This window comes from Pedobacter frigidisoli, assembly GCF_032678525.1.
GTDB classification, from domain to species: domain Bacteria; phylum Bacteroidota; class Bacteroidia; order Sphingobacteriales; family Sphingobacteriaceae; genus Pedobacter; species Pedobacter frigidisoli_A.
The window spans coordinates 249380-267663 of record NZ_JAVTSE010000003.1 but is presented as its reverse complement, the minus strand read 5'-3'; the positions used below and the strand labels follow the sequence as shown (position 1 = coordinate 267663).

13 protein-coding genes are annotated in these 18284 nt (G+C 43.2%); 4 read left to right on the top strand and 9 right to left on the bottom strand.

Annotated features, from left to right (window positions below):
• The first annotated feature begins 3 nt into the window (after nt 1-3).
• The 4 genes from R2Q80_RS10170 to R2Q80_RS10155 all read left to right on the top strand — a co-directional run bounded on the left by R2Q80_RS10170 (nt 4) and on the right by R2Q80_RS10155 (nt 5889).
• A complete protein-coding gene (locus R2Q80_RS10170) occupies nt 4-2133 on the top strand; it encodes a lipopolysaccharide biosynthesis protein (protein ID WP_316799495.1) in 2130 nt (709 codons plus the stop codon).
• A gap of 30 nt (nt 2134-2163) precedes the next feature.
• The gene (locus R2Q80_RS10165) at nt 2164-3426 is read left to right on the top strand and encodes an O-antigen ligase family protein (protein WP_053058230.1); all 1263 of its coding nucleotides are present in this window, start codon (nt 2164-2166) and stop codon (nt 3424-3426) included.
• Nucleotides 3427-3525: 99 nt separating this feature from the next.
• Complete coding sequence (locus tag R2Q80_RS10160) at nt 3526-4704, top strand: glycosyltransferase (RefSeq protein ID WP_316799494.1); 1179 nt, start codon at nt 3526-3528, stop codon at nt 4702-4704.
• Between the two features lie 3 nt (nt 4705-4707).
• Complete coding sequence (locus tag R2Q80_RS10155) at nt 4708-5889, top strand: glycosyltransferase (RefSeq protein WP_316799493.1); 1182 nt, start codon at nt 4708-4710, stop codon at nt 5887-5889.
• 55 nt (nt 5890-5944) lie between these two features.
• On the opposite strand, the gene R2Q80_RS10150 is transcribed toward R2Q80_RS10155, so the two are convergent.
• The 9 genes from R2Q80_RS10150 to R2Q80_RS10110 form a co-directional block, all read right to left on the bottom strand.
• Nucleotides 5945-6727, bottom strand: coding sequence for a glycosyltransferase (locus tag R2Q80_RS10150; RefSeq protein ID WP_316799492.1), 783 nt, complete (start codon nt 6725-6727; stop codon nt 5945-5947).
• Between the two features lie 20 nt (nt 6728-6747).
• Nucleotides 6748-7602 carry a glycosyltransferase family 2 protein gene (locus tag R2Q80_RS10145; protein WP_316799491.1) on the bottom strand — a complete coding sequence of 285 codons (855 nt, stop codon included), beginning with the start codon at nt 7600-7602 and terminating at the stop codon, nt 6748-6750.
• A 22-nt stretch (nt 7603-7624) separates the two neighbouring features.
• Nucleotides 7625-8980, bottom strand: coding sequence for a lipopolysaccharide biosynthesis protein (locus R2Q80_RS10140; protein ID WP_316799490.1), 1356 nt, complete (start codon nt 8978-8980; stop codon nt 7625-7627).
• Nucleotides 8981-9032: 52 nt separating this feature from the next.
• The gene (locus tag R2Q80_RS10135; RefSeq protein ID WP_316799489.1) at nt 9033-10088 is read right to left on the bottom strand and encodes a hypothetical protein; all 1056 of its coding nucleotides are present in this window, start codon (nt 10086-10088) and stop codon (nt 9033-9035) included.
• A 20-nt stretch (nt 10089-10108) separates the two neighbouring features.
• On the bottom strand, nt 10109-11173 hold the full coding sequence (locus R2Q80_RS10130) for a UDP-glucuronic acid decarboxylase family protein (RefSeq protein ID WP_316799488.1): 1065 nt from the start codon (nt 11171-11173) through the stop codon (nt 10109-10111).
• On the bottom strand, nt 11173-12525 hold the full coding sequence (locus tag R2Q80_RS10125; RefSeq protein WP_316799487.1) for a UDP-glucose/GDP-mannose dehydrogenase family protein: 1353 nt from the start codon (nt 12523-12525) through the stop codon (nt 11173-11175). Before R2Q80_RS10125 ends, R2Q80_RS10130 begins: the two co-directional genes overlap by 1 nt.
• A 122-nt stretch (nt 12526-12647) precedes the next feature.
• Complete coding sequence (locus R2Q80_RS10120; protein ID WP_316799486.1) at nt 12648-13523, bottom strand: cupin-like domain-containing protein; 876 nt, start codon at nt 13521-13523, stop codon at nt 12648-12650.
• Complete coding sequence (locus tag R2Q80_RS10115) at nt 13507-14241, bottom strand: 4'-phosphopantetheinyl transferase family protein (protein ID WP_316799485.1); 735 nt, start codon at nt 14239-14241, stop codon at nt 13507-13509. The genes R2Q80_RS10120 and R2Q80_RS10115 overlap by 17 nt, the downstream gene beginning before the upstream one ends.
• Complete coding sequence (locus R2Q80_RS10110; protein ID WP_316799484.1) at nt 14231-18274, bottom strand: amino acid adenylation domain-containing protein; 4044 nt, start codon at nt 18272-18274, stop codon at nt 14231-14233. The genes R2Q80_RS10115 and R2Q80_RS10110 overlap by 11 nt, the downstream gene beginning before the upstream one ends.
• Nucleotides 18275-18284: the final 10 nt, after the last annotated feature.

Below are 18284 nucleotides of genomic sequence, written 5' to 3'. Positions count from 1 at the left end.
CACATGGATTTTAAATCATTTTTACAACATGCCAATCGCAATAAATGGCTGATCATCGGGATTCCGGTAGCGGTTATTGTGATTACTTTCTTTTTGGTGAGCCGTTTACCAAAACAATATGAATCTGAAGCGCAGGTATCGACTGGTTTACTGGATCCTTCTAAAAAAGTGATCAGCAATGAAACCGTAGACTGGTTTACTACCAATCAGCAGTTTTCAAATCTGGTGGAGAAATTCACCATGAAGAAGATGATGGATATCCTGACCTACAAGCTCATTATTCATGATCTGGAAAATCAGAAAACGAGCTTTAAACCCTATCCGGAACTGGTAGAAAACTGGAGCCAAACCGAAAGGCAACAGGTATTGGATTTGTTTAAAGCCAGGCTAGCTGCCAAAGCAGTGCTGACACTTGATGACGACAAAGGAAAATATCCGTTTTATACCATCGCGGAAACAATGGGCTACTCGGAAGAGGACCTGAATATACACCTGGATGTTTCTCATTCTGGGAATAGTGATTTGATTACGGTTAAATATTTATCTGAAAGTCCGGTATTAAGCGCCTATGTGGTAAATACCTTGTCTTCTGAGTTTATCAGTAATTATAGTACAGATGTTACCCTTAACCAGAATTCTTCTGCCCGAATTCTGGATTCTTTGTTACAGGGCAAGAAAACACAAATGGACCTGAAGAACGAACAGCTTTCGAAGTTCAGGAAAACCAAAGGCGTTTTAAACCTGACAGAGCAATCGGCTACGGTTTATAATCAGATTTCGCTCTATGAATCGCAACGTGCGGAAGCCATGCGGGTGATTCAATCGAACGGTGGTGCTATTGCCACCATCGAAAGCAAACTGAGGGGCAGTGATAAATACATCAATGGTAGCAGCCGTGCCGACAACCGGGAAATTATTGACTTGAAAAGACGTTTGCAACTCGCAAATAATGCTTTCATTGATGGCGGATTTAAACCTTCAGACCAACGCAGGATAGATTCGCTTAACCGGATTTTAAGTTCGAGAAGCGCTGTAAACGCTGACGAGAATGTGATTAACACGGCTTCTTCGAAACAAGACCTGGTACAGCAGAAGCTGGCATTGGAAATTGCCTTGCAACAGGCTCGAAGCAGTATCCGCTCGATTGATTCGGAACTTTCGGTGCTGCGCTCGCGTTACAGCGGGATGGTACCTTTTGATGCCGATATCCAAAATTATGAAAGAGATGCTGAACTTGCGACTAAAGACTATATGGCTGCATTGGATCGATTCAATCTGGCTAAAACAGACCAGAAGCTGGGTTTAAATCTGAAAATTGAACAGGTTGGTTTACCGGGCAATCCGAAACCTTCTAAAAAGGTTCTATATGTTGCCGGTTCAGGAATTGGTTCGCTTTCGCTTTGCATTGGCTTTATCTTTTTGCTGGTGGTTGCCAACACATCCATTACCAATGCTAAGCAACTTGAAGCCGCTACGCAATCTGTTGCGATAGGAAGCTTGAACAGCATCGGCAATAAGGAAGTGAATCCCCGCGATATCTGGAACGATAAAAGTGACAATGACATGTTCACAGTTTACAAAGAACAAATTCGTTCGCTGAGGTTTGAAATATTTAATCAGATGGAGCTCGACCAGAGTAAGATTCTGGGAATAACGAGTTTAAAGGCTAACGCTGGTAAAACATTTATCGCTTACAGTCTGGCTTATGCCTTTGCCTTAACGGGAAAGAAAGTGCTGCTGATTGCAGACGAGCAATCGAAACAGCTGAGCGATGAAACCGGTTTAGTGACGAGTCAGAGTTTTCATTCGTTTCTGGTAAAAAAGGAGTTCCATACCGAAGATTTGATCACGGTTATGAATAAAAGCAGTGAAAGAAATTCACTACTGGAGATTCAGAATGTGGTGAGCCTGAGAAATGGATTTGATGTTTTAAAGAAAGAGTTTGATTATATCATTATTGATATCAACAGCCTGGCTGATGTAAATATTTCGAAAGAGTGGCTTTTGTTTACCGAAAAGAACATCGCTGTTTTTGAGCATAACACCAGTATCAGTGATCAGGAGCAAGGCCTGGTAAGGTACATTAAAGAACAGCCAGGCTTTTTAGGATGGATTTTGAATAAAGTTGTTTAACCGCATCTATAAGGATTTACAAACGCGCCGATGCAACGATTTTTGTTTTATTTTTTAATTGCCTATTGCTTTCTCTTCTTCATTATATCAAGAGAAATCGGTGGTTTGCCGGTGGGGCTTTTTATTGACTGTGTGCTGGTGGTCATTTTCATCTGCACATTAATTACCAGCAAAAAAGAAAACTGGGAGAGGCTGCACACAGGTATTTTTTATGCGTTGCTCATCTGGCTTGGGGTAAGCTTACTTGAGGGTTTTAATCCGGGAACAAGTTTAGCCGGTTGGATCAATGAAATCAGGAGCACGGCAGTTTATCCCTTTATGATTGTGATGCTGGGTTTACTCACTTTTAAGTCGGAGAGGGAACTGGATATCTTTATTATTCTGATCATCGGACTTTCTACGCTGGCCACCATCAACGGTTTTAAGCAGCTTCATTTTGGATTATCGAAAGGGGAACAGGTATTTCTTGAGGAAAACGCCAGTACCCACCTGTTATGGGGCAGGTTGAGGGTATTCTCGTTTTATAGTGATGCCGGACAATTTGGTGCCTCACAGGCACATATTGGCTTAATGGCGCTGATGTTTGCCCTTGCGCCTATTAAAACCTGGAAACGGATATTGCTGGGTTTATGTGGCTTTATCAATATATATGGTATGCTGATCTCTGGAACAAGGGGAGCTTTGTTTGCCATTGTGATTGGTTGTTTAGTAGCGATTATCCTAAGTAAGAACTTTAAAGCGCTTTTTGTGGGTGGTATGCTGGTTTTAGGTTTACTGGCCATTTTGAAATTTACACACCTGGGCGATAGCAATTACCAGATTTACCGGTTGAGGTCGGCATTAAACCCTGAGGATGCTTCGCTGAATGTGCGCTTCATCAACCAGCAAAATATCAAAGCTTACATGGCCGATTTACCATTTGGTGCAGGGCCGGGGGTTACAGGCTATTACGGGAAACTTTATAATGCGGATAAATACCTGTCTACCGTGCCACCCGACAGTTATTTTGTGAAGGTGTGGATGATGTACGGGGTGGTGGGTTTAACCATCTGGTTCAGTGTAATGATGTATATTATCGGGAGTTGTTGCGGGATGGTTTGGAACATTGAAAATAAGATTTTGAAAACCAAACTGATTGCCCTTACTGCGGGTGCGGCAGGTATATTATTTTGCAGTTACGGAAATGAGGTAATTAACCTGATGCCCACTTCAATAGTGGTTTACCTGTCGTGGGTATTTGTTCATCAACATAAACTAATGGAAAAGGCTGTTGCCCGGCCCATTTTAATTTAATACCATGCCATTTGAGATATTTATAATTCCCGGGATTTTGTTTTTTGGTCTTGCGTTTTACAAGGCTTACACTGCTCACAAAATAAAAGAAGATAAACCATGATCATACATTATCTATGGCTGATTTTACAATTCCTTATTGGATATAATCTGGTATTGCCCATTTTACTTTATGTAATTTACCTGCTGGTGCCTTCTGCAAAAGAATCCCGGAGAGTTTCTAAAGACTATGATTACGGGATCATTGTGACGGCTTATCAACAGGTTGATTTATTGCCGGCAGTGGTACAATCCCTGTTATCTTTAAATTATCAGCACTATACCATATATGTGGTGGCAGATAACTGCGATGTATCGGGACTTTCATTTGATGATGACCGGGTAGTGGTATTGCGCCCTGAACAGGTGCTGGCGAGTAACACCCGATCTCATCTATACGCGATAGCCCATTTTATTCGTGAGCACGAGCTGATTACGATCATTGATAGCGATAACCTGACTGACCCGGAATACCTAAACGAAATGAATGTTTTGTTTGAACGTGGTTATGAAGCGGTACAGGGGGTGAGGAAAGCAAAATCTTATGATACAGCTATCGCAGCGATGGATGCCGCACGAGACTACTACTACCATTTTTTCGACGGGGAATTGTTGTTCAAACTGGGCTCATCTGCCACGCTTGCGGGTTCGGGCATGGCTTTTAAAACTTCGTTATATCTGGACTGTTTTAAAAATTATGATTTAGAAGGCGCAGGTTTTGATAAGGTACTTCAAGCCAAAATAGTGGGAATGAATAAGAGGATAGCATTTGTACCCCAAGCTATAGTATATGATGAAAAGACCGCTAATTCTACGCAGTTGGTTCATCAACGTTCAAGATGGATTAATACCTGGTTTAAATATTTCGGACTTGGACTATCAGTACTGATTAAAGGATTTAAAACGTTGAGCTGGAACCAAATATTGTTTGGTACTATATTGGTGAGACCACCATTGTTTATTTTTATTTTGCTCTCCGTAATTTGCTTCGCTGCAAATATATTGATGGGCAGTTATATGGCCATTACCTGGTTTGTAGCTTTATTGTTGTTTGTAACTGGTTTTTATATTGGCTTACGCCATGGTAAAGCAGATCAGAAAATATTCCGTTCCTTGTTAAATATTCCCGCATTTATGTATCTGCAGGTGTGTTCGCTTCTGAAAATCAGAAATGCGAATAAACGATCAGTAGCTACCGTACACGTCATTCCCTCATTAAAAGGTGAGGCTAAAAGCTAAGGTTTGAAAAATCGAAATATTATTATCGTAGGGCAACAAGCCTGGGATACCGAGATTGGTAGCAATTGCAAAAATATTGCAGTGGAGTTTTCAAAACACAATCGTGTTCTTTATATCAATCCGCCACTTGACCGGATTACTAAAATCAGGCGTTCGAATAACGCCGGGGTAAAAATGCGTTTAGACGTGATTGCCGGCAAACAGGAGGGGCTACAGCAGATTAACAATAACCTGTATACGCTTTATCCGGATTGCTTAATTGAATCAATTAACTGGCTGCCCTTCGACACTTTATTTAACGTTTTTAACCGCCTGAATAACCAGCGGTTTTATCGGGCCATTAAGCCTACGATAGACGCACTCGGTTTCGAAGATGTGATTCTGTTTAACGACAGTGATATTTTCAGGAGTTTTTACCTGATTGATTTTCTGAAGCCTGCATTCTCTGTGTATTATTCGAGGGATAATATGATTGCGACCACCTATTACGAGAGGCATGGCACTAGCCTGGAACCCAAGCTGATTGCTAAAAGCAATATCTGCGTAGCGAATTCGGAATTTCTTAAAGATTATTGCGCTACCTATAATCCTAATGCTTTTTATGTTGGGCAGGGATGCGACTTTGAACTTTTTGATGAATATCTGAACAGTAAAAAGGATAAAATTAAGGGGAATTTTACAGGGCCCGTAATTGGTTATGTTGGTGTACTTACCTCTGCACGCCTGGATATCAGTTTAATTGGTGCAATTGCCAAAGCCAAACCTGAGTGGAACATCGTGCTGGTTGGACCTGAAGATGAAGATTTCTTAAATAGCGAATTACATCAGCTGCAGAATGTACACTTTACCGGTCCAAAGCCTGTAACTGATTTACCGGTATATATTGACAGCTTCGATGTATGCTTTAATCCCCAGGTGGTAAATGATTTGACAATAGGTAATTATCCTCGAAAGATTGATGAATACCTGGTATTGGGCAAGCCGACAATTGCAACGGCTACAAAGTCGATGCAGGCATTTAAACATTATGTTAGCCTGGCCGGTTCGTTAAAAGAATATATTGATGGCATACACCAGTTGTTATCAAACAACAATGCTGAACTTATAGCAAGAAGAAAAGCTTTTGCCAGATCACATAGCTGGGAACGCTCGGTAAGGGAGATTTACGAATCAATAGGCGTTTAAGAGGCAAGGAAGAAAGAGGGAAGGACGGAAAAAAACGCCGGATTAAGTCCGGCGTTTATGGCATTTGCTTCAGGGGCTTTTGAGTTACAATATCGAAATTATATTTAATTTGTCTGTACACATAGCGGATCATGTTGATCAGGAGCCCGTTGCGTTGTTTCCAGTTTTCCCTCTGCATGGTACTTGGCTCTTCAGCTGAGTTTTTCTGTGAGAGGAGGTTAGCAAAATCTTTATAGAATAAACCTTTTCCTTTGTGCTGCAGGAAGGATATGCACATGCTGTACTCTGTTGCGTCGCCTTTGATGCCTTCGGGATAGCGGCCGAATTTGGTGAAGAAAGCGGAGCGACGTAAATGAGGGTGATCGGTATAAAAATAGATTTTTCTGTAATCTGCGGCTAAAGCCGGCACATACATTTCATCAAAATTTTCATTGTACGACTTTAAATAGGCATATGGGTAATAGGCATAGAACTTAACAATGTCGAGTTCAGTTCTGTTTTCCATGATGACCAATGCTTCAGCAAAAGCGGTCGGAAACAGATCAGCTGGCTCGAAGTCTTCCTGGATATAAAGCGTAAATGGCTTATTAACGGCATCCTGACCTTTGTTGAGGTTGTTGCCCAGACCGCGGTTCGTTGGTGCTGTTACCAGCAGAAATCCATACTCTTTCTGAAGTTCAAGAAGGTTTTTTGCGTGTTCGGCCTTGCTTCCGTCATCGGAAACCACTATCTGGCCGAATACACAGTCCAATTGTCGGAATCTTTGCAACAGGTTCTGTAAAGAATGACTTCTGTTGTAATGGGTAATGAGTAATGAAACCTGAGGAAAAAATACCATATCGCTTTGTTAATATCTAATTATTCGCCCGGAACATTTTTAGTATCATGTGGCTTCATTGCCGTTAAAAAAGAGAGCGACTTGGCAGATTCGATCTTTAACCTGTTCCATAAGGCTTTTGAATAACTGCCATCGCGCTGTAATGTGCGGGGCGCAGTCCATGCCCTTGCTTTATCTCCTTTAACCTGTTTCACCTTGCCGTATTTCATCAGGTCGAAAGCCATTTTACCATCATCCCCTCTAAAACGGGTCATGATGTGACCAATTTCGAGTCCGTATGCTTTCACATAGCCCATGCTGATGCCATAGGCATTAAGGTAAGGACGTTTCAGGTGACGGAGTTCCGAGATTACATCTTTCATTCTTTCGAGCATGTAAAGTTTCCAGCGGGGATATCCTTTTTCAGGGATGAATGAATAGCGCCCGTATACACAGGAAACATTATTCTGTGAGAGTGATTCGAGCATATCATCTACCCAGCAGGCGGGGTAAACGCAGTCGGCATCAGCAAGGAGGATGTATTTTCCTCTGGATTGTTCAAGCCCCATTTGCCGTGCAGGACCCCAGCCTTGAATGGGCTGAAAGTAGTTGCGGATGTTAAGCTTATCTAACGTGGTTTGCGTACCATCGGTAGAATTGTTGTTGATGACAATAATTTCGATGCTATACCTGGATTTTAGATCAGCCAGGCTGGCGACATTCTTTAGTATATTGATTTCCTCGTTCCATGCGCCAATGACGATGCTCACATCGGGCTCGCCTTTGGTCAGCGTATCAAGCTTTGCATTAATATCGTTGAATATCTGATCGGGTACCTCTGCTACTTTAGTGTAGTCAAATTTGTATTGCTGAACCCAGGATGGTATGCTGAACATGGTTGTCATGATTTTTTAGCTTTTAATGAGATAATTTTTTATCGGGTTTAAACCCGTTGAAGACAAATCTTTTAATTTCCAGGAAACTATTGGTATAGCTTTCCACAATTGAAAAGCGCTTATAGCCTCTGCTGATGTGGTAATAGGAAATGATGGTTCCCACAAGAATCGGAATAAATGTACCTGCTACCAATCCATATATGTTTCCAAAGAAATAAATCCCTCCGAAATCGGTGGCTACATTGATGATCACCATAATGATGACCTTATATAAATTGATCTGAGGCTTGTGAATGGCATCAAGGGTTACACTCATGAACCTGTCGGCCGGGTAAAGTAGTGCGATTGTAGCACTGATCCGGAATATATTCACCGCTATTGATCCGGCTTCGGTACCATTGTACTTGCCACCACCAATAATGGCTAAGGCGTAACCGGCGAAGATGTAGGTGCCAATTAGGAAGGGAACAAGACCAATGGTGATGATACCAATGTATTTACCCATTGTTGAAATGAGTTTTTCTTTGTTGCCCTGATTGAAGGCGCTTGACAGTGCAGGCATGGCTGTTGCTACAAAGCTGCGCAGGGGTATTTCAACTACCTCCATTAGCCTACGGCCCAGGTTGTATACGGCAAGGGCCGAAGGACCCAGCATGAAGTTAATCACGAAGGTATCGGTAACGCCGAAAAGGCTGGAACTTATTGAAGTGCCTACCGTGTATTTACCAAAATTGAAAATTTCCTTTGTACTTTCTCTTGTGCGATGCGAGAAGAACCGGATGCCCGACCAGCCCAGCAGCATGCAGAAAATGCTTGTGATGGCGCTGGCTGCAATGTTAATGTACATTAAATTGACGAGGTTATTTTGCCTGGTAAAAATGAGAAAGCCTACGCACAAAATGAGAAAGCTTACCTGGAATACGCGGATATACAACAAGCGGCCGAACTTTAAATCGCCCTGTGCAATGCACATCGTCACGATCATCGGTAATGATGCCATTAGATTAAAGGCATAGAATTTTGCAAAAAAGACCAGGCTTTCGTCCTTGATCAGATAAACAATAAACAGGAGCGGAATGCTGAGCAATAAAAGGATAACGGTGGTGGCCGTAGCAATGTACCAGGTTGAACCAATTACTTCGCGTCCCCGCTCGGGTGAGGAACCGGCATAAAACTTGACAAATGCGGTAGATAAGAAACCCTGGCGAAAGGTATCAAGAAAGGAAAGCATAGACTGAAAAAAGAACCAGATGCCTATTTCTTTAATGGACAAAGAACGATAAAGAATGGCGGTTAACAGAAAGGTTAATACCGACATGCCTCCCGTACCCATCAGTGACAGAAAATGTATGTTCTTAAGCTTGGATAAAATCTTCATCTAACGGGGATTATTCGTTCTTTTACGTTTAGGTTGGGGGAATGTGAATAGATTACTGTGCCGGCTGCTTGACCTTACTGAAACTCTCGAGAAAGATCCGTTCTATCCACCTGTCCATTGTGAATTCCTTCTTTCGTGGCAGGGGTGAGTTATCTTCAATGAAATTTTTATCCAGACTGATATTTTCAATGTCTATAATAGCAATCTGTCTGGGATCGAATATGCTATCCTGGGCTACCCATTTGTTGGTGGTAATAACCTTTTTACCGGCACCCAGTGCATCTAGTACCCGCATGGCCATACCAGATTGTTTTGCGTTGCTTACATCAATAATTGTTTTCGCATTTGCCAGGTTGGCTATGTAATCTTCCCGGGACATCTTGGTAAGTTTGATCAGTTTCCAGTCGATTTTAACCCCCTTTAATCTTTCGATGATATAATACCTGATCGGCATATAAAAATGCGATTTAAGAGAATAGTTGTTGGCCTTTGCATAAGCAATGAACTTCTGTAATCCGGCATATCTTTCCGGGAGATAAGAGCCGAAATAGAAAAGGTCATACTCTTGTTTATTGTTTTCACCCTGCTGCCCAAGCGCCTTAATTTCGTCGGTATAAAACGTTGGTGAATAGCCTAGTTGCGGGTAGTCACTTACATCTTTATAATCGAAAGATAACGTCACATCAAATTCGGGCAATATGTTGTAATGTGTGCTCGTATTAATGAAAGGACTGTTTGCATTTGAATCCCACTGATAATTGATCAGTTTGAGAGATGGGTTTAATTCTTTTAACTTTTTAACAAACCACACTGGCATCTTAAAACCACGGATGACAAGGAAATAATCATATTCCTTTTCCATGATTTGACGGAGAACCCGTTTATAGTGCAGTTCCTGATAGGCCTCCAGATTGGAAGGACTCAGGCGATTGATAATGCCATACAGGATACTGGTATCTCTTTCGGGAAAATAATCTACCCGGGCACCATAGCTTGATTCGAGCTTATCGATAAGCTGCTGATGATAGTAGTAAAATTTTACCCCGATATACAGGATGTTCTTATTACGTAATTCTGGTCGGGCTGTCACTTCTGTATGATTTAGCATTGCACTTTGAGATAAAATGATCAGGATATCAGCTCTGCCTGCGCAACGTGATGCGTGTTGTACTTTGAGAAATCTTTATGCTCGGTTTTCTGCAGGGCGTCTTCAGGTAATTGTTTAAAGTAATTGTAGGTAATTCGCAAACCTTCTGCACGACCAACCAGAGGCTCCCAGTTTAACAAATCGCGGGCTTTGGTGATATCAGGGCGACGTTGTTTAGGGTCATCCTGAGGGAGTTCCTTGTAAATGATTTTCTGCGTAGTGCCGGTTAATTTTATGATCTCCTCACAGAACTGCTTAATGGTGATTTCATCAGGATTGCCGATATTTACCGGCTGGCTGTAATCGCTTTGGAGAAGTCTGTAGATGCCCTCGATCAGATCGTCGACATAGCAGAAGGAGCGTGTCTGGCTGCCATCACCGAAAACGGTTAAATCTTCGCCGCGTAGCGCCTGACCGATAAACGCAGGCAGTACGCGACCATCATTTAGTCTCATTCTTGGTCCGTAGGTATTAAAAATCCTCACGATGCGGGTTTCTACCCCGTGGAAGGTATGATATGCCATGGTGATGGCTTCCTGAAAACGTTTGGCTTCATCGTAAACACCTCTCGGACCAACCGGGTTTACATTGCCCCAGTATTCTTCGGGCTGAGGGTTTACATTGGGATCGCCATATACTTCAGAAGTAGAAGCAATCAGCATGCGTGCATTTTTTGCCCTGGCCAGGCCAAGCAGGTTGTGTGTACCCAGAGACCCCACTTTGAGCGTTTGTATCGGGATTTTAAGGTAATCTATCGGACTTGCAGGCGATGCGAAATGCAGAATATAATCCAGCTTTCCGGGAATGTGTACAAACTTAGAAACATCGTGGTGGTGAAACTCAAAGTTCGGCAATGCAAACAGGTGTTCAATGTTTTCAATATTTCCGGTAATGAGGTTATCCATGCCTATGACATGGTAACCTTCTTTTATGAAGCGGTCGCAAAGGTGTGAGCCTAAGAAACCTGCCGCACCGGTAATCAGGATGCGTTTTGCTGATGTATTTCCGGATTGGTTGTCCTGTACTGGTATATTATTGTTGATCATTATTCGTGGCCTCCGACGTAAATGGTTTCTTCAGTATTAGACTGGTTAACCAGTTGACGACCAATGCTGTTATAATAATAGCCTAAGCCATTCATTTTCTCCAGGTCGAATAGATTCCGTCCATCAAAAATGACTTTTTCTTTCATCAGCGTTTCGATCATTTCAAAATCTGGATTGCGGAAAAGTGACCATTCTGTAGCGATAAGTAAAGCATCAGCTGCATGTAACGCTTCGTACTGGTCTTTGGCGTAGCCGATTTTATCGCCAAATAGTTGCCTTACATTCTCCGCACCTTCAGGATCAAAAACTGTAAGGGTGGCGCCTTTTTTAAGTAGTGATTTGATGATGTAAAGTGCCGGGGCCTCTCTGATATCATCGGTTTCAGGCTTGAATGACAGTCCCCAAATGGCGAAATGCTTTCCATTGAGATCAAAATCATAGTATTGAAGTACTTTATTTACCAGAACAAGCTTTTGTTTTTCGTTTACCTGCATCACGGATTTCAGGATTTCGAAATTGTACTGATGTTCATCTGCGGCTTTTACCAGTGCCTGAACATCTTTTGGGAAGCAAGATCCACCGTAACCAATACCCGGGAAGAGAAAACGTTTTCCGATTCTTTCATCGGAGCCTATGCCTTTCCTGACTGCATCAACATCTGCACCTGCGAGTTCGCATAGGTTTGCAATTTCGTTCATGAAGGTAATCTTTGTAGCCAGGAAAGCGTTGGCGGCATATTTGGTTAGTTCTGATGATTTTTCGTCCATAAAGATGATTGGATTTCCCTGACGTACGTAAGGGGCATATAACTCTGTCATGAGTTTTTTTGCTCTTTCACTACCAGTACCGAGTACAACACGATCGGGTTTCATGAAATCTTCTACCGCAACTCCCTCTCTTAAAAACTCAGGATTGGAAACCACATCTACCTCAATGGTGGTATGTTGTTCAAATATTGCTTTTACTTTAGCAGCTGTACCCACTGGAACAGTTGACTTATTTACAATCACTTTGTAATCGGTAATCAGCGAGGCAACATCTTTGGCCGCACCCAGTATATAGGATAAATCCGCCGCACCATCGCCACCCGGAGGGGTTGGTAAAGCCATGAAAATAATTTGCGCATCCTTAATTGCTGAAGCAAGGTTGGTGGTGAACGTTAATCTGTTCTGGCTGATGTTGCGGTTAAAAAGCAATTCAAGCCCTGGCTCATAAATTGGCAGAAGACCGTTTTGCATTTTTTCTACTTTGGCGACGTTGATGTCGACACAAATTACGTCGTTTCCGGTTTCTGCCAGGCATGTGCCTGTTACCAGGCCAACGTAGCCTGTACCAATTACTGCTATTTTCATGAATCTCGAGGGTTTTGGTTTCTATGTTTTATTGATACGAAGGTAAAGCTGGGAGCTCTGCATCACAATAGCCCTTTAATACCAAATGCTTTGCTGCTTGTAATGAGATATCGAACTATTTATCAGCTTATTTTGTATTTTATCTTTGTATTTACTTTATTCTTTTCGCGCACGCTGCAGATTGTGCCTGCGGCCAGTGCAAAGGAATAGTTGAGGATGCCTTTGACCAAGCTTTTCTGTTTGCTGATCTGATAGATGTCTTTGCGCCAGGCGGCATAGTTAGTGCTGTTCATCTGATCGACGATGAGCGAAATGTTTTGTCCGGGTGCTACTGTGGTGTGCCAAACGCCATTGGGTACAAATATGGTTTCCCCGGGTTGCAAGGTTACTTCAATCGGACGTGCCTGCCTGAAGCGGGGGTATTTCTGCAAATCGGGTTTGAGGACATTTACCGGAGAGAGGAAACTGGTGTAACCGGTTTTTCCGGGGTAAAGGAATTCGTCTTGTTCGCCCGGAAAAAGGATGAATTTCTTTTGTCCGTACAGCTGTGTAATCCAGGCATTAGTATGGTAGAAGTCTTTATGCAATGAATACTGATTGCCCTGTCCGCCAAAAAACAGGTTTATATTTTTACCAAATTTTCCATAGGGGAAAAGATTGGAATCGAACCAGTTTGGTGTAGCATAGTTGAGGTGAATTGGGTCAATATATTTGAGGAATCCAGGCATATCAAAGGGGATTTCAAAAGAGATTGGGTATGGTGCGGGCTTTTCAGGAGTACTGTTTTTTGTGAGCTCCAGAATTTGCTTTACATTGTATTTGCGGCCCTCGAATTCCATTTCATGTTCGCCAAAATGCTCAGTGAAAAAATCGGGACCAAAATTATTTTCTCCCCACACTCTGGAAGCGGTGGTAAACACCAAAGGAATTCCTTTTTTGAGGTATTGTGTGTTGAACTCCTCATAGGTGATGTGGGCTCTTTTATCGATGGTTTGCATAAACAGGGTTTTGAGTTTGGTAATTCCAGAATATGGTTTTGGCTATTTGGCTGCTTGCCAGGGTGAAAACGTAATCAGGACCAAGGATGTAAGTTTGCACACGGAAGTTATATCCGGCCTCTTTGTATTCGGGAGAAAGGCAATTGAGGGCTGTCAGGTCATCAATCAATCCTTCACCTGTTGCTTTCAATATGGCTTCCTTGCGGGTCCATAGCGCATAAAACCTTGCAGATTTATGAGTTGCTGTATTGATAAAGCGCTGTTCATCCAGATCGAAACAGTGGGGAATGAGCTCCTGATAGTCAAAGTGCCGATTGATGTGTTCCACATCAATACCAATTGGACCGCTGCTCAGCGCTATCAGAATGCTATTGGCGCTGTGACTAATGTTAAATTCGATACCATCGATAATGGGTTTTCTGTTTTTTCCTTCATTAAAGCTCACGAGGGCGGGATGCTGTCCGGTGGTGTTTGAAATCAGTTTTCTCAGTATATATCTCGTTGCCAGATAACGCTGTGCGTCCTGATCATTTTTGAACCTCGTGGCCTTTTCTATCTCTTTCCCTGATACTACGGCTTTCAGGTTACCTGCGATACTTATAAAGCATTCGGCCAGGCTGATTTGAAAAACATGGTTGTGGTTTTCGGCTATTGCAGAAGAATCAAAGTAATCGTACCATGTTGGTTCAGAAATGACAAAATCCGGCTTAGTATGCATGCGTGTGCTGATTAATTTGATTTTGAAGAATTCTGGCAAAATCACTGCGGTGCGTTTCGGAAATAAAAGTTTTATGGTCTCCGGGGATTTCACATACTTCTACACCGAGTGTTGCAAAGCGATCCCAGCCGAGGTGTATAAGGTCATCAAGGAAATACAGTCTTTCGGAAACCCTGAAAAGCGTTACTTTAAGGGCAGCAGGGCTGAGTACGTATTTTTCAAGTGCCAGATCGTAAACCGTGTAGATTTCTTTTTCCCGCTGACTGAGCAATCCAAACTCCATATCCATTTCGTTCTGGTTTTTGAGCAGGCGTTGTTTAGTGATGTTGAGCTGGTACCTGATGGTTTTGACAGGCGTTTTATGGAATGACTTTGCGATAAAAGGTATTTTTTTGAATTGCCTTTTAATGAAATAGGACATCTTTTTCTGTTCGCCGGGTAGTGATGTATTTTCTCCCGTATCCGTGTCTACCACGCCCAGCATACTGATCTCTTTTCCTGCTTTTTTTAGCTGCTTAGCCATTTCAAATGCGATAAAACCACCCATAGAATAACCCACGAGATGATAGGGGCCATCGGGGTTATGGCTGAGCAATTCTTCGATATAGCGTGAAGCTATTGCTTCTATGCTGTCGGGAATGGTTTCAAACTGATCAAGGCCGATGGCTTGTATACCATATACGGGCTGATCGGCATCAAGTGACTGCATGATGCCTTTAAACAAGAGTACATTAAGTCCGCTTCCATGTATGAGGTAAACCGGAGGCCTGGAACCATTTGTTCGAATAGGAATGAGGGTCTGCGAACGTTGTTCACTCCAGCCGGACTTCATCTGAAGGGCCAGTTTTTCAATAGTAGAATGACTTAGCAGCGTTGTTAATGGCAATTGTATCCCGGTTTCTTTTTCGATTTTAACCATTAACCTTACCGCCATCAGGGAATTTCCACCCAGTTCAAAGAAGTCGTCGGTAAGGGTGATGTTGTTTGTGCCCAGGCATTCAGACCAGATATTGAGTAACGTTTGTTCGTTATGATTGAGGACGTTAGATTGTGCTGACAAAATCAATTCTTTAGCTCTCTTTGGTGCTGGCAAGAGGCTTCTGTCGACCTTCCCGTTGGGGGTTAAGGGAAAGGAATTGAGCGCTATAATATATTGCGGCGTCATGTAGGCGGGTAAAGTAGCTGCCAAACATTCTGACAGGGTTGTACTATAACTTTTTGCCAAAGTCAGTTGCTTTCCGTGGGTGAGGTGATGATCGACGATAAGGGGACTGGTGACTGCGGCATCGTGGAGTGTGATGTAGGCGACGAGGCAACTGTCATCACCATGGTCATTTCTTTGCATCACAAGCGCTTGGCTGATTCCGGTTTGGCTTAGCAACACCGTTTCAATTTCCACTGGTTCTATGCGGTGTCCGCGGATTTTAATTTGCTGATCGATGCGCCCAAAGCACTGCACTTCACCATTTGGAAGTATCTTTCCCAGGTCGCCGGTTTTGTATAAAATGGTATTTGAATTTTTGGCGGCAAGGCTGAATTTCTGACTGGTGAGCGCATTGTTGTTGAGGTAACCAAGCCCTACACCTTCACCTGCGATGCAAATTTCACCGGTTTGCCCGATTTGCACCGGGTAGCCGGCTGGATTGTTAATGTACACCTGGGTGTTCTGTAAAGGGCGACCTATCGTAATGACTTCATCCTCCTTAAGAATTTCTTTTCCAATGGAGTATATAGTTGTTTCCGTTGGACCATACATGTTCCAGAGCCGGGCACCTGTAGCGATGATTTTATTAGCCAGAACTAAATCCAGCTGCTCGCCACCAACGATGATATGGAGCTTGTTTTGTTGTAGTCCCGAATCGAGAATCATCGACAATGTGGAAGGCGTGCCCTGGATGGTGGTGATGTTCTCCCGGAGGATCAGCTCGTTAATCAGCCGGCCATCTTTAGCGGCTTCCGTACTGGCGACAATTACGCTTGCTCCTGATATAAGTGGCAAAAACAGTTCTAGCATGGCAATATCGAAGGAGATGGTGGTAATGGCCAGCAGCTTATCATCGGGTATCATGCCAGGCATTAGCCTGGTGGAGGATAAGAGATTTGACAGGTTTTTGTGGCTGATTTTTACCCCTTTAGGCCGACCAGTTGATCCGGAAGTATACAGCAAATAGGCCGTATCTGTTAAACTGATTTCCGGTTTCGGAAGTGGTGCTGATTCTTGATCAAGAAATTGAAAAACCTGGGTGAGGTTAACAGATTTTACCTGCGCGGGCACATTTTCCAATACATCGGTGATCATCAGTTCGACATCCCCATCTTCGAGCATATACCTGACGCGGTCGGCGGGTAATGTCGGATCGATGGGAAGGTATGCAGCTCCTGTTTTCAGGATGCCGATGATGCCGGTAATCATCTGGGCAGAGCGGTGCATGGCAAGGGCTACAACCTGTCCCTTTTTAACGCCTCTGCCTGAAAGGTAGTTAGCCAGCGCGTTGGTTTGTTTTTCCAGAGACAGGTAAGAGATCTGATTTTCGTTATCTATTAAAGCGATTTTGCCTGGGAAAGCGCATACTGTTTCCCTCAGGAGCTCGATAAAAGTTTTGCTGACAGGGGCAGTTACCCCGTTAATTATTGCCTGGTTTTGGCCAATGCTGATGGCATCGATGATGCGGACAGATGGATTTTCAATGAATCCATTGATCAGTTGAGCGAAATCATCCATCATTTTGTGGATGCTTTCAGGCGTAAAAAGCTGACTGTTGTAGTTCCATTCGAGCGTGAGACCTTCGGTACTATCGGTGGCATTCACAAACAGTTCGAAGGTTTCGCTTTGGCGCACATTCGAAATCACCTGATGCTGCAAGCCAAGGAAACTCACATCGCTATCCATTCCCATATCAATATTAAACACTACAGGCACTAAAGGAATGCGAGACTGATCTCTTTTGGTTTTTAAGCTACCCAGGAGCTGACCGAAGCTGTACTGCTGATGTTCGTAAACATCCATTAGCTGTTCGCGCTTAGCTTTGAGGTAATCGGCTAGTGACCGCTCGGGGTCGATACTGCTTTTGATGGGTAAAATATTAACGCAATGACCTACCAGGTTATAAAATTCAGTTACAGCTTGTTCTGCTGAAGGGAGGCCAATGACCAATTCTGGTTGCTGTGTTTTTTTATAAATGAGTATTTCGAACAGGGAAAGCATGGTGGTGACCAGACTGCATCCTATTTTTGCACCTGATTTTCTGAGGCTTTCAACTACTTCGTGATGGAGCAGCTGATCGATCCGTCTGGACTGATAGGTTCGCGAAAGGCCGCGTGGAAAATCTGCCTGCAGGCTCATTTCGGGGACGTGGTGTTGAAACTGATTTAACCAGAACTGCTCCGTTTGCTGAAAGCTTTGGCTACGAAGAAACTCCTCCTGCACAAGCGCGAACTGACTGAGCTGAAATGCTTCGGGAAGCAGGGAGTAATTGCCCCTGCAAAGGGCACTATAAATCTTACTTAATTCCTCTAGGATGATGCCCGTTGACCAGCCATCGCAAATGATGTGATGGAATATTAAGGTTACCCTGTGGCGATCGGGCGCCATCCGGTGTATGAAAGCTCTGAATAAAGGTGCTTGCTGAAGATCAAAGGGTAAAGACATCTGGTGGGTGATGAAGTCCGTTATGCCTGCTTTTGTGCTTTCTTCATCTAGGTGAAGCCAGTCTTCTTCAATTATTGTATAGGGAACATCCTCATAAATGATGAGCTTTTCGCCGTCGCCACTGATGGCACTGCGCAGGGCTTCATGCCGCTTAATGATTTGTGCAAAGGCATTCTTAAAGTGACCGGTATTGAAATTGCCGGTCATGATTAACGACAATGATTCGTTGTAGGCGAGGCTTGCCTCTTTGCCTCCGAATAAGCATGACAGGTAGATTTCCTGCTGAGCTTTATTCACTGACACGATTTTGCTGATGATGAGCTGGTCATCAAAAGGGTTAAAATCAATGGCAATAAAATCGTTTTTGGCGTAAAGTGTTTCCATTTATGAGCGT